Annotated in this window: 22 protein-coding genes and 2 pseudogenes; 20 read left to right on the top strand and 4 right to left on the bottom strand. The window is 42.1% G+C overall.

What is annotated here, in order from left to right:
• From C5470_RS03105 to C5470_RS03095, 3 genes are all read left to right on the top strand, one after another.
• The coding region (locus C5470_RS03105) for a Tox-REase-5 domain-containing protein (protein ID WP_242687794.1) at window positions 1-382 on the top strand (382 nt) is incomplete at its 5' end.
• Window positions 383-394: 12 nt separating this feature from the next.
• Entirely contained in the window at window positions 395-1,117 is a 723-nt protein-coding gene (locus tag C5470_RS03100; protein WP_036843118.1) for an Imm52 family immunity protein, read from the top strand.
• Window positions 1,118-1,163: 46 nt separating this feature from the next.
• The gene (locus C5470_RS03095; RefSeq protein ID WP_165577071.1) at window positions 1,164-1,304 is read left to right on the top strand and encodes a PAAR domain-containing protein; all 141 of its coding nucleotides are present in this window, start codon (window positions 1,164-1,166) and stop codon (window positions 1,302-1,304) included.
• A 728-nt stretch (window positions 1,305-2,032) separates the two neighbouring features.
• Here the strand turns inward: C5470_RS03095 and hmpA are convergent.
• Window positions 2,033-3,226, bottom strand: a pseudogene (hmpA, locus tag C5470_RS03090) (NO-inducible flavohemoprotein); the annotation flags it as partial.
• A 362-nt stretch (window positions 3,227-3,588) separates the two neighbouring features.
• Here hmpA and glyA point away from each other — a divergent pair.
• From glyA to treC, 5 genes are all read left to right on the top strand, one after another.
• Window positions 3,589-4,842 carry a serine hydroxymethyltransferase gene (gene glyA, locus C5470_RS03085; RefSeq protein ID WP_166285822.1) on the top strand — a complete coding sequence of 418 codons (1,254 nt, stop codon included), beginning with the start codon at window positions 3,589-3,591 and terminating at the stop codon, window positions 4,840-4,842.
• Window positions 4,843-5,010: 168 nt separating this feature from the next.
• The gene (locus C5470_RS03080; protein WP_166285820.1) at window positions 5,011-6,156 is read left to right on the top strand and encodes a 3-phenylpropionate MFS transporter; all 1,146 of its coding nucleotides are present in this window, start codon (window positions 5,011-5,013) and stop codon (window positions 6,154-6,156) included.
• A 76-nt stretch (window positions 6,157-6,232) separates the two neighbouring features.
• Window positions 6,233-7,180: a trehalose operon repressor TreR gene (gene treR / locus C5470_RS03075; RefSeq protein WP_036843125.1), complete on the top strand. Its 948-nt coding sequence runs from the start codon at window positions 6,233-6,235 to the stop codon at window positions 7,178-7,180.
• A 145-nt stretch (window positions 7,181-7,325) separates the two neighbouring features.
• Window positions 7,326-8,747: a PTS trehalose transporter subunit IIBC gene (treB, locus tag C5470_RS03070; protein ID WP_166285818.1), complete on the top strand. Its 1,422-nt coding sequence runs from the start codon at window positions 7,326-7,328 to the stop codon at window positions 8,745-8,747.
• A gap of 86 nt (window positions 8,748-8,833) precedes the next feature.
• A complete protein-coding gene (gene treC, locus C5470_RS03065; protein WP_166285816.1) occupies window positions 8,834-10,495 on the top strand; it encodes an alpha,alpha-phosphotrehalase in 1,662 nt (553 codons plus the stop codon).
• 138 nt (window positions 10,496-10,633) lie between these two features.
• Here the strand turns inward: treC and suhB are convergent, their stop codons facing one another.
• Window positions 10,634-11,437 (bottom strand): inositol-1-monophosphatase, encoded by an 804-nt coding sequence (gene suhB, locus C5470_RS03060; protein WP_036843130.1) that lies wholly within the window; start codon window positions 11,435-11,437, stop codon window positions 10,634-10,636.
• 125 nt (window positions 11,438-11,562) lie between these two features.
• On the opposite strand from suhB, the gene trmJ reads away from it, so the two are divergent.
• From trmJ to C5470_RS03005, 11 genes and pseudogenes are all read left to right on the top strand, one after another.
• The gene (trmJ, locus tag C5470_RS03055; protein ID WP_166285814.1) at window positions 11,563-12,288 is read left to right on the top strand and encodes a tRNA (cytosine(32)/uridine(32)-2'-O)-methyltransferase TrmJ; all 726 of its coding nucleotides are present in this window, start codon (window positions 11,563-11,565) and stop codon (window positions 12,286-12,288) included.
• Window positions 12,289-12,373: 85 nt separating this feature from the next.
• Window positions 12,374-12,868: a Fe-S cluster assembly transcriptional regulator IscR gene (gene iscR / locus C5470_RS03050; RefSeq protein WP_166285812.1), complete on the top strand. Its 495-nt coding sequence runs from the start codon at window positions 12,374-12,376 to the stop codon at window positions 12,866-12,868.
• Between the two features lie 46 nt (window positions 12,869-12,914).
• Window positions 12,915-14,129: an IscS subfamily cysteine desulfurase gene (locus C5470_RS03045; protein WP_166285810.1), complete on the top strand. Its 1,215-nt coding sequence runs from the start codon at window positions 12,915-12,917 to the stop codon at window positions 14,127-14,129.
• Window positions 14,130-14,156: 27 nt separating this feature from the next.
• The gene (gene iscU / locus C5470_RS03040; protein ID WP_036843133.1) at window positions 14,157-14,543 is read left to right on the top strand and encodes a Fe-S cluster assembly scaffold IscU; all 387 of its coding nucleotides are present in this window, start codon (window positions 14,157-14,159) and stop codon (window positions 14,541-14,543) included.
• 103 nt (window positions 14,544-14,646) lie between these two features.
• The gene (gene iscA, locus C5470_RS03035; RefSeq protein WP_036843135.1) at window positions 14,647-14,970 is read left to right on the top strand and encodes an iron-sulfur cluster assembly protein IscA; all 324 of its coding nucleotides are present in this window, start codon (window positions 14,647-14,649) and stop codon (window positions 14,968-14,970) included.
• Between the two features lie 37 nt (window positions 14,971-15,007).
• Entirely contained in the window at window positions 15,008-15,529 is a 522-nt protein-coding gene (gene hscB / locus C5470_RS03030) for a co-chaperone HscB (RefSeq protein ID WP_036843136.1), read from the top strand.
• 11 nt (window positions 15,530-15,540) lie between these two features.
• Window positions 15,541-17,391, top strand: coding sequence for a Fe-S protein assembly chaperone HscA (hscA, locus tag C5470_RS03025; protein WP_166285808.1), 1,851 nt, complete (start codon window positions 15,541-15,543; stop codon window positions 17,389-17,391).
• A gap of 2 nt (window positions 17,392-17,393) precedes the next feature.
• Window positions 17,394-17,729 carry an ISC system 2Fe-2S type ferredoxin gene (gene fdx, locus C5470_RS03020; RefSeq protein WP_036843140.1) on the top strand — a complete coding sequence of 112 codons (336 nt, stop codon included), beginning with the start codon at window positions 17,394-17,396 and terminating at the stop codon, window positions 17,727-17,729.
• 18 nt (window positions 17,730-17,747) lie between these two features.
• The gene (iscX, locus tag C5470_RS03015) at window positions 17,748-17,948 is read left to right on the top strand and encodes a Fe-S cluster assembly protein IscX (RefSeq protein ID WP_036843142.1); all 201 of its coding nucleotides are present in this window, start codon (window positions 17,748-17,750) and stop codon (window positions 17,946-17,948) included.
• A 183-nt stretch (window positions 17,949-18,131) separates the two neighbouring features.
• Window positions 18,132-19,427 carry an aminopeptidase PepB gene (gene pepB, locus C5470_RS03010; protein WP_152962361.1) on the top strand — a complete coding sequence of 432 codons (1,296 nt, stop codon included), beginning with the start codon at window positions 18,132-18,134 and terminating at the stop codon, window positions 19,425-19,427.
• Between the two features lie 66 nt (window positions 19,428-19,493).
• A pseudogene (locus C5470_RS03005) lies at window positions 19,494-19,886 on the top strand (enhanced serine sensitivity protein SseB C-terminal domain-containing protein); the annotation flags it as partial.
• Between the two features lie 148 nt (window positions 19,887-20,034).
• Here the strand turns inward: C5470_RS03005 and C5470_RS03000 are convergent.
• Together C5470_RS03000 and C5470_RS02995 are read right to left on the bottom strand one after the other, a co-directional pair.
• Complete coding sequence (locus C5470_RS03000) at window positions 20,035-20,463, bottom strand: hypothetical protein (RefSeq protein WP_207626864.1); 429 nt, start codon at window positions 20,461-20,463, stop codon at window positions 20,035-20,037.
• A gap of 236 nt (window positions 20,464-20,699) precedes the next feature.
• Entirely contained in the window at window positions 20,700-21,320 is a 621-nt protein-coding gene (locus tag C5470_RS02995) for a hypothetical protein (protein ID WP_166285804.1), read from the bottom strand.
• Window positions 21,321-22,238: 918 nt separating this feature from the next.
• On the opposite strand from C5470_RS02995, the gene C5470_RS02990 reads away from it, so the two are divergent.
• On the top strand, window positions 22,239-23,039 hold the full coding sequence (locus C5470_RS02990; protein WP_166285802.1) for an MBL fold metallo-hydrolase: 801 nt from the start codon (window positions 22,239-22,241) through the stop codon (window positions 23,037-23,039).
• Window positions 23,040-23,385 lie beyond the last annotated feature (346 nt).

Below are 23,385 nucleotides of genomic sequence, written 5' to 3'. Positions count from 1 at the left end.
CGCCATCACGATTAACTATCAGCGATTTATTGCTAAAACTAAATATGACCCGGCCACACAAATGATCCAGGAATTTCAGTGCCTGAAAGTGACCTTTGATGGCTGGCGACCAGCGTATTGCCTGTTTTTGGAAGCCAAGGCGCGGTATGACCAGTTTTTTGATAGTGAGGGTAAACCTAAAAGTTGGTGGAAAGGGATGAAAGCAGGAAGAAAACAAGGCGCTCGACAACAAGCTGTATGTGACGTATTAGATAATACGCCCCATGTGGAATGGCATTTTTTACAGCCGATAAGTTGTGCTTATTTTAAGACACTATTTATTGAACATAAAAACATCAGTGTTCACTATACCCACTGCTCCGATTTGATGGCAACAGTTTAGTCCGAGGTAAATATGGCGATAATTCGTATAGAAATCAATGTACGTTATGAACAACAGGAAACCATTACCGTAAATACAGCGTTAATGGATTTATTTCGTATCACACGACAAGCTGATATTTTTTTCGGGCGAAAAAAAACGTGGTATTTAACTGGCTACTCACGAAAAGAAGCACTAAAACACATTGTATTTGATGAACAAGGGCCAACAGAAAAGATGGTGAGTTATTTTGAAAAATCTTATAAAAAAGATTTTCCATTGCTTATTGAAGATATGTGGGATGGCGAAGAAGATAACCTATCTAGTGGTATTAGCTATAGTAAACAGTCAATAAAACGCCCTAATTGGGTTAGGTTAGAACTAAACTTAAAAATTGACAGCAGTCAGCTTGATGTTTCCCAGTTAATTGAACTTGTCAAATATTTGGTGACCAGCCGTGATCTTCCTTATATTCAGGTCGAAACCAACGAATATACATTACGGAATAAACAGGTTTTCCCTGATCGTCTCAGTGTTGGCTGGATGCTTTACCAGCCCCGTATTATTGATAAATCCTATCTGCCTATGGCGGAAGGTGTGCTTCCTGTGTATCAAAATAATGAACAAACCGGCACCTTGATTATCACCAAAAAAGGCATTTTTGATGGAAGAAATCAGGACGATATTGATAAATCCAATGATGTCGAAATACAGTTGGTTAACCTAGGATTATTGCCGTTAATTACCGAAGTTTAATGGGGAATGATGTTATTTACCAATCGAAAAACGATGGAGAACGTTAATGTCAAAAGCGGTTATTCTGCTGGGTGATACGACAGATCATGGCGGTAAGATGGTTACTGCCATAGTCCAATATCTTTATCAGGGTATTCCTGCCGCGGGAAAAGGTGACTTAGCGAAAATGGCTTGCTTCGTAAAATGACAGTGAGAAAGCATTTGAATATCAGTCGGTTTGGATAATATTCTTTTGTGTGCTGATTTGTTTTCAATTTCCTGCTAATGTTTAATGGACTTCGATTAAACGCGATTCATTTTCCTTCTGAAAAGCACGTTTATTGAGTTAAATCTGCCTTTTATATAAAAGGTTTAATCTCTCTATTCGCGTTTTTAAATGGTTATGGCAGGTGAGATAAATTTAAAATCAGCGTAGGATAGTATTGCCGATAAACGAATTAAATATGGTTGTGAATAGGCTGTTTTTAGTCACTCTGTATCTTTTCAAATTTCGGGTATTAATGCCTGTTTTTTTTAACCTTTAATTGATGGATAGCTGAGTTAATCTGTAGTGGTCAATGGTATTAAAATCAAAGCCTATTTTTTTAATGGTTTTTAACCCTGTTAAATGCGTTGGTTCTTTTTTCGTTATACGGTTAACCTTGTCACTTTGTTAATCAATTTAAAACCCGTTTTCCCTGATGTTTTCTCTTCTAATATCAGTATAATATTGAATCTTTTGCCCGCTTTAAAAAATCCTTAATCACGATTTTTTTGCCTTTGATGGTAGATTCACATAATAAGTGCAACATCGTTAATCTGGATAAGGCATTTCAACACTTTTTAAATCGGATTTACCCATGATTTTTGAAATCAATGGAGCTGACGTCCAATGGGACGGGCTCCATGATAAACAAACACCGTTAAACTGAAAATTTAAATCACTTTATGCGGACCGAAGCATTCATAGTGAATATCTTGCTTATCAATTCCCATATCTAATAGTTGTTTTGCTACATATTGCATAAAGGGAACCGGGCCGCAGAAATAGAAATGCATTCCTTCTGTTTTCAGTGCGTTATTCAGTACCGCCAGATCCATAAAACCTTTATGTTGATAATGAATGCCTTGCTGATCTTCATCTCTTGGTTCGCGGTACCAGATTGTGCTGCTAAGATTCGGCATTGCCTGAGCAATAGCGGTCACTTCATTGGTAAACGCATGATGGCCACCGTGTTCAGCCGCATGTAACCAGTTAATCTGGCTGTTGTGATTTTGCTGGTGGAGTTGATGCAGCATACTCATCATAGGTGTCAGGCCGACACCCGCAGAAATCAGAGTAACTGGCGTTTCTGGCTGAATATCAAGGAAGAAATCCCCGCGTGGAGCGGCCAGCCAGACGGTATCGCCTTCTTGCATCTTATCATGCATATGGTTGGAAACCGTTCCTTGTGGCTCACGTTTGATAGCAATCCGGTAGCTGGAGCCGTTTGGGGCTGCTGTCAGTGAATACTGGCGAATTTCGCGGTTATCAAAGCTGCCGTCTTCCAGATATATGCTCAGATACTGACCGGGTTTATAATCCATCACCTGCCCGCTATCCTGTGGCACAAACTCAAAGCTGCAAATCACATCACTTTTTACCTGTTTCCGGTTGATACGGAATGGACGCAAACCACGCCAACCGCCATCGACTGATTCGTCATGATGATAAATCTGCTCTTCACGGTTGATAAAAACATCAGCCAGCACACCGTACGCTTTTCCCCAAGCATCCAGCACTGCATTTCCCGGCTGGAACATTTCATCTAACGTTGCCAATAAGTGAGTTCCGACAATCTGATAATGCTCTGGTTGAATATTCAGGCTGGCGTGTTTATGCGCGATTTTTTCAACCGCCGGCAGCAGTACTGCCAAATTATCAATATTGGCTGCATAGGCGCAGATAGCATTGAACAGGGCTTCACGCTGATCGCCATTGAGTTGATTACTCATATTAAAAATATCTTTCAGCTCAGGATTATGTTTGAACATCCGCTCATAGAAATGGGCGGTTAGTTTCGGGCCAGTAGCAGAAAGCAGTGGAATAGTTGATTTGACAGTTGCAATGATTTGACTATCCAGCATGGTGAAGCTCCTGAATTTCTTTCAAGTGATTATGAAAGTTATAACATGTAATTTAAATACAACTTATAATTTTTTGAGGATCTTGTAAATATAAAATGTGGTCTTTATGGTGAAAAAATATTCTTGATAGATATTTACACTAAGGCAGGAGCCGACTGAGGTTACAAATTCTGACAATGAGGTAAAATACAGGAAGTTTTCGTTATGCCTGTAAAGAACCCGTGCCTTGCTTTAATTGGTGTGCAATCGTTTGCGTAAAATATTTTGTCAAGACTATCTCAATCCGTGAAAAGGGTTTACACTGTGTGCCATTCTGCCCTTTGGGGTGTTGTTTGAAGAGAAGTTAGCTGAGTCTGGAGAACCCAATGTTAAAGCGTGAAATGAATATTGCTAATTATGATCCCGAACTATGGCAGGCGATGGAGCAAGAAGTTGTTCGTCAGGAAGAACACATCGAGTTAATTGCCTCTGAAAACTATACCAGCCCAAGAGTTATGCAGGCACAAGGCTCTCAACTCACTAACAAATATGCCGAAGGTTATCCGGGTAAACGCTACTACGGCGGTTGTGAATATGTCGATGTTGTTGAGCAGCTGGCGATTGATCGTGCTAAAGCGTTATTCGGTGCTGATTATGCCAACGTTCAGCCACACTCGGGTTCTCAGGCGAATGCGGCGGTTTATATGGCTTTGCTGCAACCGGGTGATACCGTGCTGGGGATGAATCTGGCACATGGCGGTCATTTGACTCATGGCTCTCCGGTAAACTTCTCTGGTAAGTTATATAACATCGTACCTTACGGTATTGATGAAAGCGGTAAAATTGATTACGACGATATCGCGGCACAAGCTCAAAAACACCAGCCAAAAATGATTATTGGCGGTTTTTCAGCTTACTCCGGCGTTGTTGATTGGGCAAAAATGCGTGAAATTGCAGACAGCATTGGTGCTTATTTGTTCGTTGATATGGCACACGTTGCTGGCCTGATTGCTGCAGGCGTTTATCCTAACCCAGTGCCTCATGCTCACATCGTGACGACTACCACGCATAAAACACTGGCGGGCCCACGTGGTGGTTTGATCTTGGCGAAAGGTGGTGACGAGGAGCTGTATAAAAAACTGAACTCTTCCGTATTCCCTGGTTGCCAGGGTGGACCTCTGATGCATGTTATTGCCGGTAAAGCGGTTGCGCTGAAAGAAGCAATGGAACCGGAATTCAAAGCATATCAACATCAGGTTGCTGATAATGCTAAAGCCATGGTTGAAGTCTTCCTGAAACGTGGCTACAAAGTGGTTTCTGGTGGCACTGAGAACCACTTGTTCCTGCTGGATCTGGTTGATAAAAACATCACTGGTAAAGAGGCTGATGCTGCGCTGGGCCGTGCCAACATCACGGTAAATAAAAACAGCGTGCCAAATGATCCGAAGAGTCCATTTGTGACTTCCGGTGTGCGTGTTGGTACGCCGGCGATTACCCGCCGTGGTTTCAAACAAGTTGAAGCTTGTGAATTGGCTGGCTGGATGTGCGATGTATTGGACAGCATCAATGATGAAGCGATCATTGAAGCGACTAAGCAAAAAGTTCTGGCTATTTGCGCAAAATATCCGGTTTACGCATAAATTATAATTTTAATAAGTCATTACAAAAACCTGCTCCGGCTGACATTGTTTGCTTAAGCGAGATATTAAAGGAATGTCCATCTCAAGATAGTCCTTGATATCTTAATTTCTTAAGCTAATCAGGTTAGTTTTGAGCGGGTTTTTTGCACTTTTAACCAGGGAGGATTAATGGTTATTCAGTCGACACGTTGGCTGGCGTTAGATTATTTCACGTATTTCTTTTCTTACGGGATATTTTTGCCTTTCTGGGCGGTCTGGCTCCAGGGTGAAGGAATAAAACCCGATATGATGGGGATTTTATTGGGTGCGGGCTTGGTTTCCCGTTTCCTGGGGAGTTTATTAATCGCGCCTACCGTTAAAGATCCTGCAAAACTTGTTTTCGCGCTGCGTGTATTAGCATTGCTGACCCTGATTTTCGTTATTGGATTTACATTGGGAAATCACTGGGCGTGGCTGCTGTTCATCATGATTGGTTTCAACCTGTTTTTTTCGCCGATGATGCCATTGAGTGATGCGTTGGCGGGGACATGGCAAAAGCAATTTTCCTTTGATTACGGCAAAATACGGGTTTGGGGTTCGATTGCCTTTATTATCAGCTCGGCGTTGACCGGAGAATTGATCTCTGTCTGGGGACATCAGGCCATTCTGATAACCATACTGTTCAGTGTCTTGTCAACGCTGTTGGCGACATTGCTTAAACCCTCCATCATGCCTGTTGGTGAAGCCAAATCTGCTAAAGTTGATGTTGTGTCATTTAAACAGTTATTGTCTGAAAAATCGGTGTGCCGGTTTTTGCTATGCGTAGCTTTATTGCAGGGCGCTCATGCGGGATATTACAGCTTCAGTGCCATTTACTGGGAGAAAGCAGGTTATTCCGCCTCGGTAGTGGGTTATCTCTGGTCGTTGGGGGTAGTGGCTGAGGTTGTTATTTTTACTCTGAGTAATAAATTATTCCGGCGCTGGAATGCCCGTACTCTTCTGCTGCTTTCCGGTATATGTGGTGTCGTTCGTTGGGGATTGATGGGCACATTCACGACATTACCGGTATTGATTATCATTCAAATATTGCATTGTGGTACGTTCACTGTCTGCCATTTGGCAGCAATGCGTTTTATCAGCGCGAGAAAGGAAGGGGAAATTGTTCGTTTGCAGGCGGCTTATTCTGCATTGGCGATGGGGGGCGGTATCGCTGTTATGACGGTAGTTGCGGGATTTATGTATGATTATCTGCACAGCGGCATTTTCTGGGTCATGGCTTTCGTTGCTTTTCCGGCTCTTTTCCTGCGACCACAGGTTAAAGCTCATCATTATTAACAATATGAATTCAGTTTCTTATGATATTTTTGTAAGAAACTGGATGCTTCTAATAATAATATTTTCATGAGATATCATGTCGAATAAATTAACAATAAAAGATATTGCACGTCTGGCTAATGTCAGTAAATCAACCGTCTCGCGGGTATTAAATAACGAAAATAGCGTCAGTCCACAAGTACGTGAAAGAGTTGAAGCGATTATTGATCAAAATAACTTTATTCCCTCTAAATCAGCGAGAGCGATGCGAGTGAAAAGTGACAAAATTATTGCTTTAATTGTGTCACGGTTGGGATCTTTTTCGGAAAATTTATCAATAAGTACGATGTTGCCGCTGTTTTATCAGCATGGTTATGACCCCATTATCATGGAAAGTGATTTTGATCCCCAGCTTTTACAGGAACATCTGCGTCAGTTGGCATTACGTCATGCAGATGGTGTTATTTTGTTTGGTTTCACCGGATTGCCAGAAGAATCCCTTTTGCCCTGGCGTGACAAAATAGTGGTATTTGCGCGCGAATATACTGATTTTGCTTCTGTATGCTATGACGATGTTGGTGCTGTTCGTCTATTGATGAATGAACTCTATCAGCGAGGTCACAGAGAGATCAGTTTTCTTGGTGTACGCGATTGTGATACCACGACAGGTTTTCGTCGCCATCAATCCTATCTGAGTTGTTGTGAACAGAAGGCGTTACACCCGCTTTCCGTTCAATGTGATTTAAACTATCAGAGTGGGTTTCAGCATGTCGACAAGGTATTAAGAAAGGAGACGACGGCCTTAATCTGTGCAACTGATAGCCTGGCATTAGGTGCATATAAGTATTTACAACAAAATAATCGGGAAGATATACAAATAGGCAGTATTGGTAATACGCCTTTGCTGAACTTTTTGTACCCTGACACGCTTTCTGTGGATTTAGGTTATGGTGAAGCGGGTAAATATGCAGCTGGTCAATTAATAGCTCAAATAAATCAGCGATACCCCAAACAGCAAGTAATCATTTCGAGTAAGTTGGCTTAAAAATAAGAATATTGTTGTTTCAATGTGATCGTTAACGCATTTTTGGGAACGTTCCCATGACAAGCATAACTAAATGATATTAGGATGAAATTATCTTACTAAGCATGGCATAGTAACTGATACTAACTTATGATGACTGGCTATTATGAAAAATAAAATAAATTATAAAGACATAGAAAAACTAATTACATTAATCGGTGGTTGTAAAAATATAGCCAGTGTAATGCATTGTATTACCCGGTTGAGATTTTCTTTGGTTGAACCGACGGAAGCCCGGCCGGATGAAATAAAAAATCTGCCGATGGTTAAAGGCTGTTTTACCAATGCAGGGCAGTTCCAGGTAGTGATAGGCACGAATGTGGGTGATTATTATCAGGTTTTAAATAGCTATCTTGATAAAACTGAATTAAATAAAGAAGATATAAAACAGGCTGAGAAAAAAAATATGAAATGGCAAGAACGTGTCATTTCTCAATTTGCAGAAATCTTTTTTCCTCTCCTGCCGGCATTAATTAGTGGCGGTCTTATTCTGGGCTTCCGTAATATTATTGGTGATATTCCTTTTAGTGACGGTAAAACTTTAGCTCAAATATATCCTGTCTGGAAAACAATATATGATTTTTTATGGCTGTTAGGAGAGGCAATATTCTTCTATCTGCCGGTGGGTATTTGCTGGTCTGCGGTCAGAACAATGGGTGGAACCCCGATATTAGGTATTATATTGGGAATAACCTTGGTATCTCCGCAACTTATGAATGCTTATCAATTAGGGCAACAGATCCCTGATATATGGAATTTTGGCCTGTTCACGATTGGAAAAGTGGGTTATCAGGCGCAGGTTATTCCGTCACTTTTGGCGGGTATTACGTTGGGGTGGATTGAAATTCAATTAAAGAAGGTGGTTCCTAGTTATCTTTATTTGGTGGTTGTTCCGGTAGTTTCGTTAATATTGGCAACCTTTTTAGCACATAGTCTTATTGGGCCGTTTGGCCGGTTAATTGGAGATGGAGTCGCCTGGGTTGTTAAGGCGTTGATGACGGGAAGTTTTGCGCCTGTCGGTGCGGCTTTATTTGGATTCTTTTATGCGCCTTTGGTTATCACGGGTATACATCAAACTACATTAGCTATCGATATGCAGATGGTTCAAAGTATCGGTGGGACACCGATATGGCCGATTATTGCTCTATCCAATATTGCTCAGGGGTCAGCGGTTGTGGGCATTATTTTGGTCAGCAAAAAGCATAATGAGCGTGAGTTATCTGTACCCGCCGCCATCTCCGCCTATTTAGGCGTCACTGAACCGGCAATGTATGGGATTAACATCAAATATCGATTCCCTATGCTCTGTGCCATGATTGGTTCAGGTTTGGCCGGGTTGATTTGTGGGTTAAGTGGTGTGTTGGCAAACGGTATTGGTGTTGGTGGCTTACCCGGTATCCTTTCGATCAAACCGCAATTTTGGGCAATCTACGTATTAGCCATGCTCGTAGCTGTCATTGTTCCGTTGATACTGACTACGGTTGTTTATCGAAAGAAGAGTATGAGCGGTATGTTAGCTGTTGAATAATTCTGTTAAATCTTCATCTGAGTAACAGATATAAAAGTAACCATTTAGGTTATTCAATTCAGAAATATATTGATAAGGCGTTTTCGATGGACAAAATCATTCCGTGGTGGTTACAAGGTGTCATCTATCAGATATATCCTAAGAGTTTCCAGGATACTACCGGTAGCGGAACAGGTGATCTCAACGGTATTACTTACCGGCTTGATTATCTGAAAAAACTGGGTGTGGACGCTATCTGGGTGACGCCTTTTTACTGCTCACCGCAGGTAGATAACGGTTATGATGTTGCTGATTATTGTGCGATTGATCCGGCTTACGGCTCAATGGATGATTTTAAGCGTTTGGTTGATGAAGCACATCAACGTGATATCCGTGTGATTGTGGATATCGTTTTCAACCACACCTCTACTCAACACTCATGGTTCAGGCAGGCACAGGATATTAATAGCCCTTACCGGCAATATTACATCTGGCGGGATGGAGTGCCTGGAACACCCCCTAATAATTGGTTGTCAAAATTTGGTGGGGGTGCCTGGGAGTGGCATGAAGCGAGTCAACAATATTATTTACATCTGTTTGCTGCTGAGCAGGCAGATCTCAACTGGGAGCATGAACCCGTACGGGCCGAGCTGAAAAAGATTTGTGAATTCTGGGCTGATCTTGGTGTTGATGGTTTCCGTTTGGATGTTATCAACCTGGTTTCTAAGCAGCAGGATTTTCCAGAAGCAACGCAGGGTGATGGGCGTCAATTCTATACCGATGGTCCCCGTATTCATGAATTTCTGCAAGAAATAAACAGAGAAGTCTTCCAGCCGGCGGGAGTGATGACGGTAGGGGAAATGTCTTCTACTTCACTGGAAAATTGTCAGCGCTATTCTTCATTAGAGGGTGAAGAGCTGTCGATGGTTTTTGCTTTTCACCACTTGAAAGTCGATTATCCCAATGGCGAAAAATGGGTTACAGCACCGCCTGATTTTATTGAATTGAAAAAAATCTTTGCTAAGTGGCAACAAGGCATGCATCAACGGGCGTGGAATGCGCTGTTCTGGTGTAATCACGATCAACCGCGTATTGTTTCACGTTTTGGTGGTGAAGGTGTCTGGCGGGTTCCATCCGCTAAAATGCTGGCAATGGTGCTGCACGGTATGCAGGGAACCCCTTATATCTATCAAGGGGAAGAATTGGGGATGACTAACCCTGATTTTTCCCAAATTGAAGATTACCGGGACATAGAAAGTTTAAATATTTACCGGGAGAAGATTGAGCAAGGCAATGATAAGGAAAAAATCTTATCGGTCTTAGCGAAAAAATCCCGCGACAATGGGCGAACGCCGATGCAATGGGATACGACTTCCAATGCCGGATTTACTCAGGGAGAACCTTGGATAGCACTGAATAGTGATTATCAGGAAGTGAACGCGCAAAATGCTATCAAGGATGAGGATTCCGTTTTCCATTGTTATGCGCGCTTAATAAAACTGCGTAAGGAATATCCGGTATTGACCTATGGCAGCTATGAAGATTTGTTGCCATCTCACTCTTCGCTTTGGTGTTATGTGCGCCGTTGGGAAAACCAAACGTTGCTGGTTATCGCCAATCTCAGTGCGGAAGTGCAGGAATGGTCGCTGGACGCTTCTTTATCCGATTGTTCATGGGTTAAGTTAATGGGGAACTATCCTGAACATCAATCGCCTGCAAAAAATAGACAATTACAACCTTATGAAGCCGTTTATTGGTTAGCAAAATAATTCAGGTCTAAAATGGCAACAAAAAAGTTCATCAGTGACTTTTTTGTTGCCAGGTAGAATTGCCGGGCGGAGGATATATTGCATTATTACGGTTTGCCTATTATCACCCAGTAATTCCAGTTTAAGGGTTAATTTGAGTTAACGCTTCAATGACTCTGATAATTCATCACGCATTTCGGCCAGAATATCTTTAACAACGCGTGGGTTACCCGCAACAAGATTACCGGAATGAATGTAATTATGACCGCCAATGAAATCAGTGATGATACCGCCAGATTCACGGACTAACAGTTCTCCACCCATGAAATCCCATGGCTTCAGGCCAATTTCAAAGTAACCATCAACACGGCCAGCTGCAACATAAGCCAGATCCAGCGCGGCTGAACCTGTACGACGGAAATCAGCGCAACGAACAAATAATTTGCCTAATGTGTTGATAAAAACAGTGGAATGCTGTTTTGCTTTGAATGGGAAACCTGTCGCCAGAACAGTGCCATCCAGATCGCGGGCATTGGTGCCACGCAGACGGTAGCCATTCAACTGAGCACCCTGACCACGGGCTGTGGAGAAAAGTTCGTTACGCATTGGATCATAAACAACAGCAACTTCAGTACGGCCTTTGATGCGTACTGCAATAGAAACGGCGAAGTGGGGGAGGCGTTTGATAAAGTTAGTGGTGCCATCCAGTGGATCGATTACCCATTGAATATCATCATCTTCACCTGGCAATTCGCCACTCTCTTCAGTAATGATTGAGTGTTTAGGATAAGATTTGCGGATAACGTCGATAATGAGCGCTTCTGCGGCTTTGTCAACGTTGGTAACAAAGTCGTTACTGCCTTTTTGGCTAGCTTCAACCGCATCGGGAGTTTCATAATTTTTGGCAATCAGGTTGCCGGCTTTACGCGCCGCACGTATGGCGATGGTCAGCATCGGATGCATGGGATATCTTCCACCAGGATGTTAAAGAACGGATAATTAATCGGCGCGCAGTATAGCAGTAGTTCGGAAAAATGACTAATGCTGTGTTAAGATATTTGGCTCTTTTAACTAATCCAGAAGTTATCATGTTAGAAAATATCCGCATTATCCTGGTTGAAACTTCCCATACCGGGAATATGGGGTCAACCGCCCGGGCAATGAAAACCATGGGATTAACAAACCTTTATCTGGTTAATCCACTGGTTCAGCCAGATTCCCATGCGATTGCGCTTTCTGCTGGCGCCAGTGATGTTATTGGTAATGCGACTATTGTTGATAGTTTGGATAAAGCTCTGGCTGGCTGTGAACTGGTGATTGGCACCAGCGCCCGTTCAAGAACTCTCTCATGGCCGATGGTCGAACCCCGTGAATGTGGCGAGCGCAGTGTTCAGGAAGCTCAACATGCGCCAGTGGCAATTATTTTCGGACGTGAGCGTGTAGGGCTGACGAATGAAGAATTGCAGAAGTGTCATTATCATCTGAATATCCCGACTAACCCAGAATATAGTTCGTTAAATCTGGCTATGGCTGTCCAGCTTGTTAGTTATGAAATTCGGATGGTATATCTGGCGCGTCAGGATAAACCTGAGCAGAAAACAGATGAGACTGAATATCCATTAGTTGATGATATGGAACGTTTTTATCATCATCTTGAACGTATATTATATGATTCTGGTTTCATCAGGAAAGCCCATCCCGGTCAAATAATGAATAAGTTAAGACGGCTTTTTACCCGTGCCCGGCCAGAAACGCAGGAGCTGAATATTCTGCGTGGTATCCTGACCTCCATTGAGAAATGGGCGAAAAAATAGTTGAGTAAATTACTTGGTTAAATAGTTGACTAAAATACTCAGGAATGACACAATTTCGTCATATTTCACCACGGGGTAATCATTTATGAGATTGACATCTAAAGGGCGTTATGCAGTAACTGCCATGCTTGATGTGGCGTTACACTCACAAGAAGGTCCGGTACCACTGGCCGACATCTCTGAACGTCAGGGTATATCCCTCTCTTATCTTGAGCAGTTATTCTCTCGCTTACGCAAAAATGGTCTGGTTTCAAGTGTCCGTGGTCCGGGTGGTGGTTATTTACTGGGCAGAGATGCCGGGAAAATTGTCGTTGCTGAAGTTATTTTCGCTGTTGATGAATCGGTAGACGCGACGCGTTGCCAGGGCAGAGAAGGGTGTCAGGGCGGTGATCGCTGTCTGACTCATACTTTATGGCGCGATTTAAGTGATCGTATTACCGGTTTCCTGAGTAGCATCAGTTTAGAAGAATTAGTTAATAACCAGGAAGTATTAGACGTTGCTGACCGCCAGGATAACGATAAGCGCCGCGCACCTCACGGCAGAGCACAAGAAACAATTAATGTTAATCTGCGCGCATAAGCAGAACTTGTGATGAATTGAAGTATTAGAAGGGAGCATGTGAGCAATGAAATTACCAATTTATTTAGACTACTCAGCAACAACACCGGTTGATTCGCGTGTTGCTGAAAAGATGATGCATTATCTGACCATGGACGGGGTATTTGGTAACCCAGCGTCCCGTTCTCACCGTTTTGGCTGGCAGGCTGAAGAAGCGGTTGATATTGCCCGTAATCAGATTGCTGATTTAGTGGGTGCCGATCCACGTGAGATTGTTTTCACTTCCGGCGCAACGGAATCTGACAATCTTGCTATTAAAGGTGCTGCTAATTTTTATCAGAAAAAGGGCAAGCATATCATCACCAGCAAAACCGAACATAAAGCGGTTCTGGATACTTGCCGTCAGTTAGAGCGTGAAGGGTTTGAAGTCACTTATCTGGCACCTCAGAGCAATGGACTGATTGATTTAAACGATCTGGAAGCCGCAGTGCGTGATGACACTATGCTGATTTCTATCATGCATGTTAACAATGAAATTGGTGTGGTGCAGGATATCGCTGCAATCGGTGAAATGTGTCGTAGCCGCGGTATCATTTTCCATGTTGATGCGACTCAGAGCGTAGGTAAATTACCTATCGACCTAACCAAACTGAAAGTCGATCTGATGTCTTTCTCTGCGCATAAAATTTATGGGCCGATGGGGATTGGCGCGTTGTATGTTCGCCGCAAACCACGCATTCGTATTGAAGCTCAACAGCATGGTGGCGGTCATGAACGTGGTATGCGTTCCGGTACTTTGCCGGTTCACCAGATTGTCGGTATGGGTGAAGCTTACCGCATTGCCAAACAGGAAATGGACAATGAATCTCAGCGTCTGCGTGGCCTGCGTTTACGCCTGTGGCAGGGTATCAAAGATATCGAAGAAGTCTTCCTTAATGGCGACTTGGAACATGGCGCACCACACATTCTGAATGTCAGCTTCAACTATGTTGAAGGCGAATCACTGATAATGTCATTAAAAGATCTGGCGGTTTCCTCTGGTTCTGCCTGTACTTCTGCCAGCCTGGAACCCTCCTACGTATTGCGTGCGCTAGGTATGAATGACGAACTGGCTCACAGTTCTATCCGTTTCTCTTTAGGGCGCTTTACCACGGAAGAAGAGATCGACTACGCCATTGAACTGATTCACAAATCTATTGGCCGCCTGCGTGAACTCTCTCCACTGTGGGAAATGTTCAAACAAGGTGTGGATCTCAACAGTATCGAATGGTCTCATCACTAATCAGATGGTTTCAGGAGTAATAACATCATGGCTTACAGCGAAAAAGTAATTGATCACTATGAAAATCCACGTAACGTCGGTTCTTTCGATAATGAAGATCCAACAGTTGGCAGCGGCATGGTCGGTGCCCCTGCCTGTGGTGACGTCATGAAACTGCAAATCAAAGTCAATAATGAAGGCATTATTGAAGATGCGCGTTTCAAAACTTACGGTTGTGGTTCTGCAATCGCTTCCAGCTCTTTAGTCACTGAGTGGATGAAAGGCAAATCTTTGGAGCAGGCAGAATCGATTAAAAATACTGAAATTGCAGATGAGTTAGAACTGCCACCGGTGAAGATTCACTGTTCTATTCTGGCAGAAGATGCCATTAAAGCGGCCATTGCGGATTACAAAAGTAAGCGCCAGGGCAAGTAATTGCCCTTGATAATAAGAAAATAGAAAATAAATTTGGTGGATGCTGGCTGTTATATACCAACCAGTATCCGCCTTTGCTGGTTTTAAAAAGTGAGGTTGTTGTATGTCAATTTCCCTTACAGAAAGTGCTGCACAACGCGTTTCGTCATTCCTGGGCCACCGTGGAAAAGGCGTTGGCTTACGTCTTGGTGTCAGAACATCAGGCTGCTCAGGTATGGCATATTTGCTTGAATTTGCCGATGTGATTAACGAAGACGATACCGTGTTTGAAGAGAAGGGCGTCAAAGTTATTATAGACGGCAAGAGCATGGTCTATCTCGACGGTACAGAACTGGATTTTGTTAAAGAGGGCCTTAACGAAGGCTTTAAATTCAACAACCCGAATGTTTCCAGCGAATGTGGTTGTGGAGAAAGTTTTAACGTTTAATTCCGTTTTTCGGCCAAATCCAGAGTAAATTTAGATTATGGACTATTTCACTTTATTCGGGCTGCCGGCTCGTTATGTTATTGACCGTGAACAGCTGACACACTGCTATCAGGAATTGCAGCGTCAGTTTCACCCTGATCGCTTTGCTAATCAGCCAGAGCGTGAAAAAACGCTGGCATTGCAGCAGGCAGCGACTATCAATGACGGCTATCAGATGCTCAAACATCCACTGAAACGCGCTGAATATATGCTTTCTCTGCATGGTTTTGATTTAGCCAATGAGCAGCACACCATGAATGACCACACTTTCCTGATGGAACAGCTCATGTTGCGGGAAGAGTTGGAATTTATTGAAAGTAAAGCGAATGCAGAAGCGGCACTGGCTGATTTCGCTGAACGTCTGAACGGGATGATTAAAACCCGCAGTCAGCAAATGGAACAACAATTGAATGACCAGCAGTGGGAACAGGCAGCCGATACCGTTCGTAAATTGCGTTTTCTGGATAAATTGCAGCAGCAGGTTGAACAACTGGAAGAACGTTTACTGGACGACTTTTAAGGAAAGCGTATATGGCTTTATTACAAATCAGCGAGCCGGGTTTATCCGCTGTACCACATCAACGTCGTTTAGCGGCCGGCATTGATTTAGGCACGACGCATTCATTAGTTGCCACTGTTCGCAGTGGGCAAGCGGAAACACTGATGGATAGCGAAAACCGTTACCTGCTTCCTTCCGTTGTCCACTACCATGAAAATGGTATTGAAATTGGCTGGCTAGCCCGTCAACAGGCGGCGCATGATCCGGCTAATACCATCAGTTCTGTGAAGCGCATGATGGGGCGTTCTCTGGCGGATATTCAGCAACGTTACCCAAATCTGCCTTATCAATTTCAGGCGAGTGAAAACGGTTTGCCGTTAATCAATACGGCGACGGGGTTGGTCGATCCTATTCAGGTTTCTTCTGAAATTCTTAAATTGCTGGCACAGCGTGCAGAAGAAACACTGGATGGTAAGCTTGATGGGGTTGTGATCACCGTTCCAGCCTACTTTGATGATGCCCAGCGTCAGGGAACCAAAGACGCGGCGCGTTTAGCCGGATTACATGTTCTGCGCCTGCTTAATGAACCCACTGCCGCTGCGATTGCCTACGGGTTGGATTCTGGTCAGGAAGGGGTTATCGCGGTTTATGATTTAGGGGGCGGTACCTTTGACGTTTCCATTCTCCGGTTAAGCCGAGGTGTCTTTGAAGTACTGGCAACCGGCGGTGACACCGCGCTTGGTGGGGATGATTTCGATGCGATACTGGCTGACTGGATCCGTGAACAGGCGGGTATTGGCAATCGTGATAACCATAGTTTGCAACGCCAGCTATTGGACGTGTCCGCCGAGGTGAAAATCACCTTGAGTGATGTTGATGTTGCAGAGATAAACATAGCCGGCTGGCAGGGAAAAATCACCCGTTCCGAATTTGAAGCATTGATTACCCCGTTGGTAAAACGGACTTTGCTGGCAAGCCGTCGGGCGTTGAAAGATGCCGAAGTCTCTGCGGACGAGGTTTTACAGGTGGTTATGGTGGGTGGCTCAACCCGTGTACCGTTGGTTCGTCACATGGTTGGCGAATTTTTCGCCCGTAAGCCACTGACATCCATTGATCCTGATAAAGTTGTTGCTGTCGGTGCATCAATTCAGGCAGATATTTTGGTGGGTAACAAACCGGATAGCGACATGCTGCTGTTGGATGTTATTCCGCTGTCACTTGGGCTGGAAACGATGGGGGGACTGGTTGAAAAAGTCATCCCACGCAATACAACCATTCCGGCTGCGAGAGCGCAGGAGTTCACGACCTTCAAAGACGGCCAGAGTGCGATGAGTATGCATGTGGTACAAGGGGAAAGGGAATTGGTGAGTGATTGCCGTTCACTGGCCCGTTTTACCCTGCGTGGCATTCCTCCGTTACCGGCAGGTGGCGCTCATATCCGGGTCACGTTTCAGGTAGATGCTGATGGTTTGTTGAGCGTGAGCGCGTTGGAAAAATCCACTGGTGTAGAAGCGTCTATTCAGGTGAAACCGTCCTATGGTTTGTCTGATGAAGAAATCGCCCGCATGATAAAAGATTCTATGGCGAATGCTCAGGAAGATATCACTGCGCGCAAACTGGCAGAACAAAAAGTAGAAGCGGCGCGGGTACTGGAAAGTGTCACCAGTGCGTTAGAAAAAGATGCCGATCTGCTGAATGAACAAGAACACGCGGCGATTGATACTGCCGTAGAAACCCTGATAAAAAGCGTTCAGGGGAGTGAGCCTGAAGTGATTGAGAACGCAATTAAACAACTGGATAAGCAAACGCAGGAATTCGCTGCACGCCGGATGGATTCATCTGTTCGTCGGGCGTTGGCGGGCCATTCTGTGGACGAGATTTAATTATGCCGAAAATTATATTTTTACCTCATAACGATCTTTGCCCTGATGGTGCAGTTCTGGAAGCCAAAGAAGGGGAATCCATTCTGAACGTTGCATTGCGCAATGGGATTGAGATTGAGCATGCCTGTGAAAAATCCTGTGCTTGCACCACTTGCCACTGTATCGTTCGTGAAGGTTTCGATTCACTGGAAGAGAGCTCAGAACTGGAAGACGACATGCTGGATAAAGCCTGGGGACTTGAACCGGAAAGTCGTCTGAGTTGTCAGGCCAGAGTCTCGGACGAAGACTTGGTCATCGAAATTCCAAAATACACCATTAACCATGCCCGTGAGCACTGATTGGCAGGAGAAATATCAATGAGCCTGAAATGGTCTGATAGCCGTGAAATCGGTGAAGCGCTGTTTGACAAATTTCCTGATTTGGATCCAAAAACAGTTCGCTTTACTGATATGCATCAATGGATTTGTGACCTGGATGATTTTGAGGATGCGCCTGAAAAATCCAATGAAAAAGTTCTGGAAGCGATTCTTTTGGTCTGGCTGGATGAGTTTGAGTAACAAATAGCATTAATTTGTTATTTATCTGTCACAGTTTTAAGGTAGTCTGAGCGTTAATGAAAAACTGGCTTTAGCCAGTTTTTTTATAGGTTTAATATCTGGCAGACGAATAATTATATGGGTGGAAGTCTGAATAAAATCCTGGCTGCCATCAAGCGGTGAATAATAAGAGGTGAGAAAAGAATGACTAAACAAATCATGCCAATAACACTGTCTTATGAGCCAGCAGCAGCTTGCTGGGGTGAAAAAGCGCTGATTAGTTCGAGTGAGCAAGGGATGACGATTCATCTGACGGGTAAAGGCAAATTGGGTGCGGTTCAACGAGCCGGACGTAAAATTGATGGTCAGGGAATTCGTCATGTAGCTCTGGTTGGTGAAGGCTGGGATTTAGAAAAAAGTTGGGCATTTTGGCAAGGTTTCCGTGCACCAAAAGGCAGCCGTTCTATTGAATGGCCTCAATTGCCTGCGGCTGAAAAACAAGAACTGGAAAGCAGAATTAAAATTATTGATTGGGTGCGTGACACCATCAATATGTCAGCGGAAGAGCTTGGGCCGGAACAATTGGCAAAGCGTGCTATTGACTTGATGTGTGGTGTTGCTGGTGAAGCGGTAAATTATCGCATTACTAAAGGAGAAGATTTACGTGAACAGGGTTATGCGGGTATTCATACTGTTGGTCGCGGTTCTTCCCGTGATCCGATATTGTTGGCGCTGGATTACAACCCGACTGACAACCCACACGCGCCGATATTCGCCTGTTTGGTGGGTAAAGGCATCACATTTGACACCGGCGGCTACAGCCTGAAACAATCTTCTTTTATGGACTCCATGAAATCAGATATGGGTGGAGCGGCAACGCTGGCGGGTGCGCTGGCGTTGGCCATCAGCCGAGGCCTGAAACAGCGCGTTAAACTGTTCCTCTGCATTGCGGATAACATGGTCAGTGGTAACGCTTTTAAACTGGGTGATATTATCCGTTACCGTAATGGTAAATCTGTTGAAGTTATGAACACCGATGCGGAAGGTCGTTTAGTGCTGGCTGATGGTTTAATTGATGCCAGCAGAGAGAAAGCGAAGTTAATCATTGATGCAGCGACCCTGACAGGCGCAGCGAAAACGGCTGTGGGTAATGATTATCACTGTGTATTCAGCTTTGATGATAAATTGGCGGCGGATCTGTTGGCCGCATCAGAATCTGAAAATGAATTGTTCTGGCGTCTGCCATTGGCTGAATTTCATCGTAGCCAACTGCCATCGAATTTTGCTGAGTTGAACAATGTTGCTGCACCATCACATACTGCCGGTGCCAGTACTGCGGCGGCTTTCCTGTCTCACTTTGTGGAAGAATACCAAAAGGGCTGGGTTCATATTGACTGCTCTGCGACTTACCGTAAATCTGCGGTAGAACATTGGTCGGCTGGCGCAACGGGTTATGGCGTTCGTTCGATTGCTAATTTATTGTTGGCAAAAGCGAAATAAATCCATTTTATATAAAAAAACTGATTGGAGATTTTTATGAGTTCATTAAGTGAGTTAGTTTCGGTTGAAGTTGATGTGCCAAGTGGCAGTGCGATAACACTCAGCCAGCCGGAAGAATATCCTTCGCAGCTCATTGAAGCTCTGGTTAGTTTATTCAGTCAGCGTAAACCTGTTCGCCGTGCTTTTATCATTCAAGCTCATGATAAAAATGTGGATGAGAAGCCCAATTTATTAATTGGGCTGGAAATGAATGGCACGGCGAATGAGATTGAACAGCTAATTCAAGAAGCTGGCGGCATTGCCTGCGAATACACATCTGAAGAAGAACCTATTGACTTCTGCCTGGTTGATGAAAAGGAGCGTGGGATCAGCCATTATTTGATTCAGCATACGCAACCATTTTATCAGCGTAAATTAGGCAGTTGGTTACGGGGGAATATTCCGGTAATGAATAAGTGATTGTTTTAATAATGGTGCAGTTTTTTATATATTGAATTAAGAGATAGATTATTACTTTAATGTGAATCTACCAGCCAGAAATAATAACTAACCCTGCTGGGCAGGGTTGGTTAAATCAAAAGATTGTCTGAGCTGGTTTTTCATTGATTCATGATATCGTTTTCAAATTTGTTACAGGGGGTAAATAGAATTTTCCATCTATAATGTAGTGCCGATATATATCTACTATATTTATATGATTTTCTCCATAAATCCACTGAAAATGTAGAACCCAATCAGAAGTCTTATAGTTAGAAGGCGTATTTATGTATTGTATACCAATATGGTAGTGCCACAAGTTGTTTTCGTAAGCATATCTAGAGTTCTTATCTGTTTTTTCTAACCCACGCCATGAATGGCTGATTTTACCTTCATATTTATTGAAAGTATCCGGTGTAACTAATCCATTTTCTTCATAACGATCAATAAAATCCAAAATTTTATCTTGTTGGTCTTTTGGAAACTGTTTAAATTCTTTTGCAAATACAATAGAAAAAGACCATGTATATATACAATCCATTTCGACAAACCTTTCCAATTGTCTATCCTATTAGGGCTATTTTATTTGCCGTTCTTTGTAGTAAAGAGCGAACATTAGGCAGTATTCTGACAAAAGCGATAACTTTTGAACGCATTTTAGTGCGGCCTGAAAGGCGAGCGAAGCGAATCTACTCCTCACGTACTGTGTGTACGTTCCAGGTTCTGTGTACTATCTGTGTTCACTATTCATTCGCAAGAACGGTCTACAATAATTACGACTACTGGGATAGGCATCTAAGATGCATGTTGCAAAATAAATTTACGTTTTTCTTCGCGGGACATACTTCTTGGAGCTTGTATTCGTTCTGAAGCTAAAGCCATTTCAACACGATTTTTGTCGATGACAACGATTGCCATCATTTCACGATCTTTAATTTTTTCTTGGATATGCACTATATTACTCATAGTCTTAATAACCTCCTGCAAACCTGAGATAGTGTCATGTTTAAGCCTTTTGATCGTTGCCTGAGAACGTGATGGGATGTTACATAAAATATCCTCGAACAGCTCATCGGCAAATTGAATGCTTTCTTTAATTGTAGATATCGTAGAGTTCGAGTTTGAAATAAGCGAATGAGAAAGAACAACATCTTCACCACAGTTAATCTTGTTAAGAGTTTCAGCTATGGCTTTGTCAAGTTCTTCGCACTGGTGAGTTAAGGCATCAAGATGCTCACGAATGCTGGCATCCAGCGCTGCCACGGATTTTTTGGGAAACGTCCGTGCGCCACCTGTTGAACCCCATTCCTCTATCATTCGAGCTAATGGCGCTGATGTTTGAAATGCCTGAGCTTGCGTTGATATAAGCATTGGAACTAACGCAAGCCCAACTACTGTTGTGGTTGTATTTTTCATGCATCTTCTCCACGGTCATGTGTAGCCTAAAAATACTATCAGTAAAAGGTTCACTATGTACGTATTTCTTATCACAAATCTTGCTTCAAATATAATGATATTTAAATGTAACTATTTATAAGTGTTAGTCATATTTATATAGCCAGTTGAGGGAGCTTTTAGCTCTTATGTATGATATTACTTTCTTGATTGAAGTTTATCTACAAGATAGATATAAATATTTTCATAATTTACCTTTGGTTTAAATAGAATCTCTTACTTGTCCGCAGAAAGATAATGTATTGTTATTGTAACAAATATATTAATATTAATTCAATAATGGATGAATGGAAATTGGCGTGTTTAATTAATGGTTTCGTGTAACGATAATCAATATAATTATATTTTAAAATTATTTTTAATAATAATTCTCAATGTTATATCTGATAAATGCCTTATATTTTTACTCTATAGTACAGATAAGAATGAGTTGTTCAATTGGTGATCGAATTTAAAACGATATTTAAATCTAATGAGTTTATAGAAGGTTTAGATATTGTATTTTTATATTCTTAATTAATGTGGGAAGGTTTGTTTCCATTGATGAATAGTAGATTTATTTCTTTCACTAAAATATATTGAATAATTTTCTGCTGGATTTTATTTGCTAAATAGTATACTTGTTTTTTATCTGTAACTATATGTTGTACAGCAAGATATAATAATTGTATGTTAATATTGCAAGACAATAAATATGAAGGGGAGATAATCATTTCATGTTGAAAAATTAACTTGTGGCGGAGCGGAGATAATTTGTGATCTGCTTATAAGAATGTGACGATATAATGGCCTTTCATTATTTTATTGACGTGTATCAATGCTATTGTTACCCGTATCGTTTAATAGATGCATTACTTCAACAAAACTAATGGATATGCCATGTCATTAAAAATAACTGTACTCCTTGAAAATAGAACGTCTGATTCATATTTGATAGCTAAACCTGGTTTGAGTCTTTTACTTGAGGATGGTGAAGAGAAGATAATTTTTGATACCGGCCCAGATGGCAGCTATCTTGAGAATGCGAACAGGATGGGAATATCTGTTGATGATATATCCAGGATTGTTATCTCTCATGGCCATTCAGACCATATAGGTGGTGTTAATTATTTCCCCCATAACGCTAAATTAATATGTCACCCCGATGCATTAAATGAGAAGTATTATGGTGTTATGTTTAAAAATATTGCCTTAAAATTTAAAAAAACATCGGGTAAAATTAATAAAAGAATTAAAAAGAAAGTCTTTTTTCGTTTAACAAAATCGCATATGAAAATAAGTGAACGATTTGTTTTTTCAGGTGAAATAGCAAGTGAACATCGGAAATCCTGTGGCTTAGTCAGAAGAAGTTCCTGGGCTAATGATTATATACTTGATGACAGTGCACTAATTTGGAAGAGTGATAATGGGCTTGTAATTATCATTGGCTGTGGTCATTCGGGTATTTGTGAAATAATTAATCACGCTAAAATGATTACAGGCGTGGATAAAGTATGCGCAGTAATAGGTGGGTTGCATTTGAAGAGAGCATTACCGACAGAGTTATTGAAGATAAGAGAATTTTTTTTAAAAGAAAATATAAAAGAAGTCTATGGATGTCATTGTACCGGTAGCTGGGGAAGGCTTTGGTTGCCAAATGCTAAGCAACTGAAAACAGGACAGGTGCTATTAGTAGAGTAATATGGTATTGGATTTATAATAATGATTGGTTAATATTTTTATTGCTGAATTTATTTGCATTTTCTATTTTATTTTTTTATTACAGAGGATTTTGTTTATTTTTTATAAAAAATAATTTAAATAATGGGAGTTTTGTGCGAGTAATTATTGCCACTTTTAGTAAGAAAGTGGCATTATATATCAACATTTTTTTAGTTTCATTTTAATGATGTGTTTTCTTTTTCTGGATTTATGTTAGTTAAATAGATGTATTTATAACATTATTATTAATCATTGTTAATGTTTTTATTATTTTTTATTTCTTCGTAAATTATACTTTAATTATTTATTAAATGGCTTTGGTAAA

It is taken from the genome of Photorhabdus stackebrandtii (assembly GCF_011189495.1).
GTDB classification, from domain to species: Bacteria; Pseudomonadota; Gammaproteobacteria; order Enterobacterales; family Enterobacteriaceae; genus Photorhabdus; species Photorhabdus khanii.
The sequence above is the reverse complement of the archived record's forward strand: the minus strand, read 5'-3'. Positions and strand labels throughout refer to the sequence as shown.

Excerpts from the sequence above, each read along its gene's own strand:
- hscA (WP_166285808.1), top strand. The coding sequence starts at position 15,541 with ATGGCTTTATTACAAATCAGCGAGCCGGGTTTATCCGCTGTACCACAT.
- iscU (WP_036843133.1), top strand. The coding sequence starts at position 14,157 with ATGGCTTACAGCGAAAAAGTAATTGATCACTATGAAAATCCACGTAAC.
- iscA (WP_036843135.1), top strand. The coding sequence starts at position 14,647 with ATGTCAATTTCCCTTACAGAAAGTGCTGCACAACGCGTTTCGTCATTC.
- trmJ (WP_166285814.1), top strand. The coding sequence starts at position 11,563 with ATGTTAGAAAATATCCGCATTATCCTGGTTGAAACTTCCCATACCGGG.
- hscB (WP_036843136.1), top strand. The coding sequence starts at position 15,008 with ATGGACTATTTCACTTTATTCGGGCTGCCGGCTCGTTATGTTATTGAC.
- C5470_RS02990 (WP_166285802.1), top strand. The coding sequence starts at position 22,239 with ATGTCATTAAAAATAACTGTACTCCTTGAAAATAGAACGTCTGATTCA.
- treC (WP_166285816.1), top strand. The coding sequence starts at position 8,834 with ATGGACAAAATCATTCCGTGGTGGTTACAAGGTGTCATCTATCAGATA.
- treB (WP_166285818.1), top strand. The coding sequence starts at position 7,326 with ATGAAAAATAAAATAAATTATAAAGACATAGAAAAACTAATTACATTA.
- treR (WP_036843125.1), top strand. The coding sequence starts at position 6,233 with ATGTCGAATAAATTAACAATAAAAGATATTGCACGTCTGGCTAATGTC.
- C5470_RS03045 (WP_166285810.1), top strand. The coding sequence starts at position 12,915 with ATGAAATTACCAATTTATTTAGACTACTCAGCAACAACACCGGTTGAT.
- C5470_RS03080 (WP_166285820.1), top strand. The coding sequence starts at position 5,011 with ATGGTTATTCAGTCGACACGTTGGCTGGCGTTAGATTATTTCACGTAT.
- fdx (WP_036843140.1), top strand. The coding sequence starts at position 17,394 with ATGCCGAAAATTATATTTTTACCTCATAACGATCTTTGCCCTGATGGT.
- pepB (WP_152962361.1), top strand. The coding sequence starts at position 18,132 with ATGACTAAACAAATCATGCCAATAACACTGTCTTATGAGCCAGCAGCA.
- glyA (WP_166285822.1), top strand. The coding sequence starts at position 3,589 with ATGTTAAAGCGTGAAATGAATATTGCTAATTATGATCCCGAACTATGG.
- C5470_RS02995 (WP_166285804.1), bottom strand. The coding sequence starts at position 21,320 with ATGAAAAATACAACCACAACAGTAGTTGGGCTTGCGTTAGTTCCAATG.
- iscR (WP_166285812.1), top strand. The coding sequence starts at position 12,374 with ATGAGATTGACATCTAAAGGGCGTTATGCAGTAACTGCCATGCTTGAT.
- C5470_RS03095 (WP_165577071.1), top strand. The coding sequence starts at position 1,164 with ATGTCAAAAGCGGTTATTCTGCTGGGTGATACGACAGATCATGGCGGT.
- C5470_RS03100 (WP_036843118.1), top strand. The coding sequence starts at position 395 with ATGGCGATAATTCGTATAGAAATCAATGTACGTTATGAACAACAGGAA.
- iscX (WP_036843142.1), top strand. The coding sequence starts at position 17,748 with ATGAGCCTGAAATGGTCTGATAGCCGTGAAATCGGTGAAGCGCTGTTT.
- suhB (WP_036843130.1), bottom strand. The coding sequence starts at position 11,437 with ATGCATCCGATGCTGACCATCGCCATACGTGCGGCGCGTAAAGCCGGC.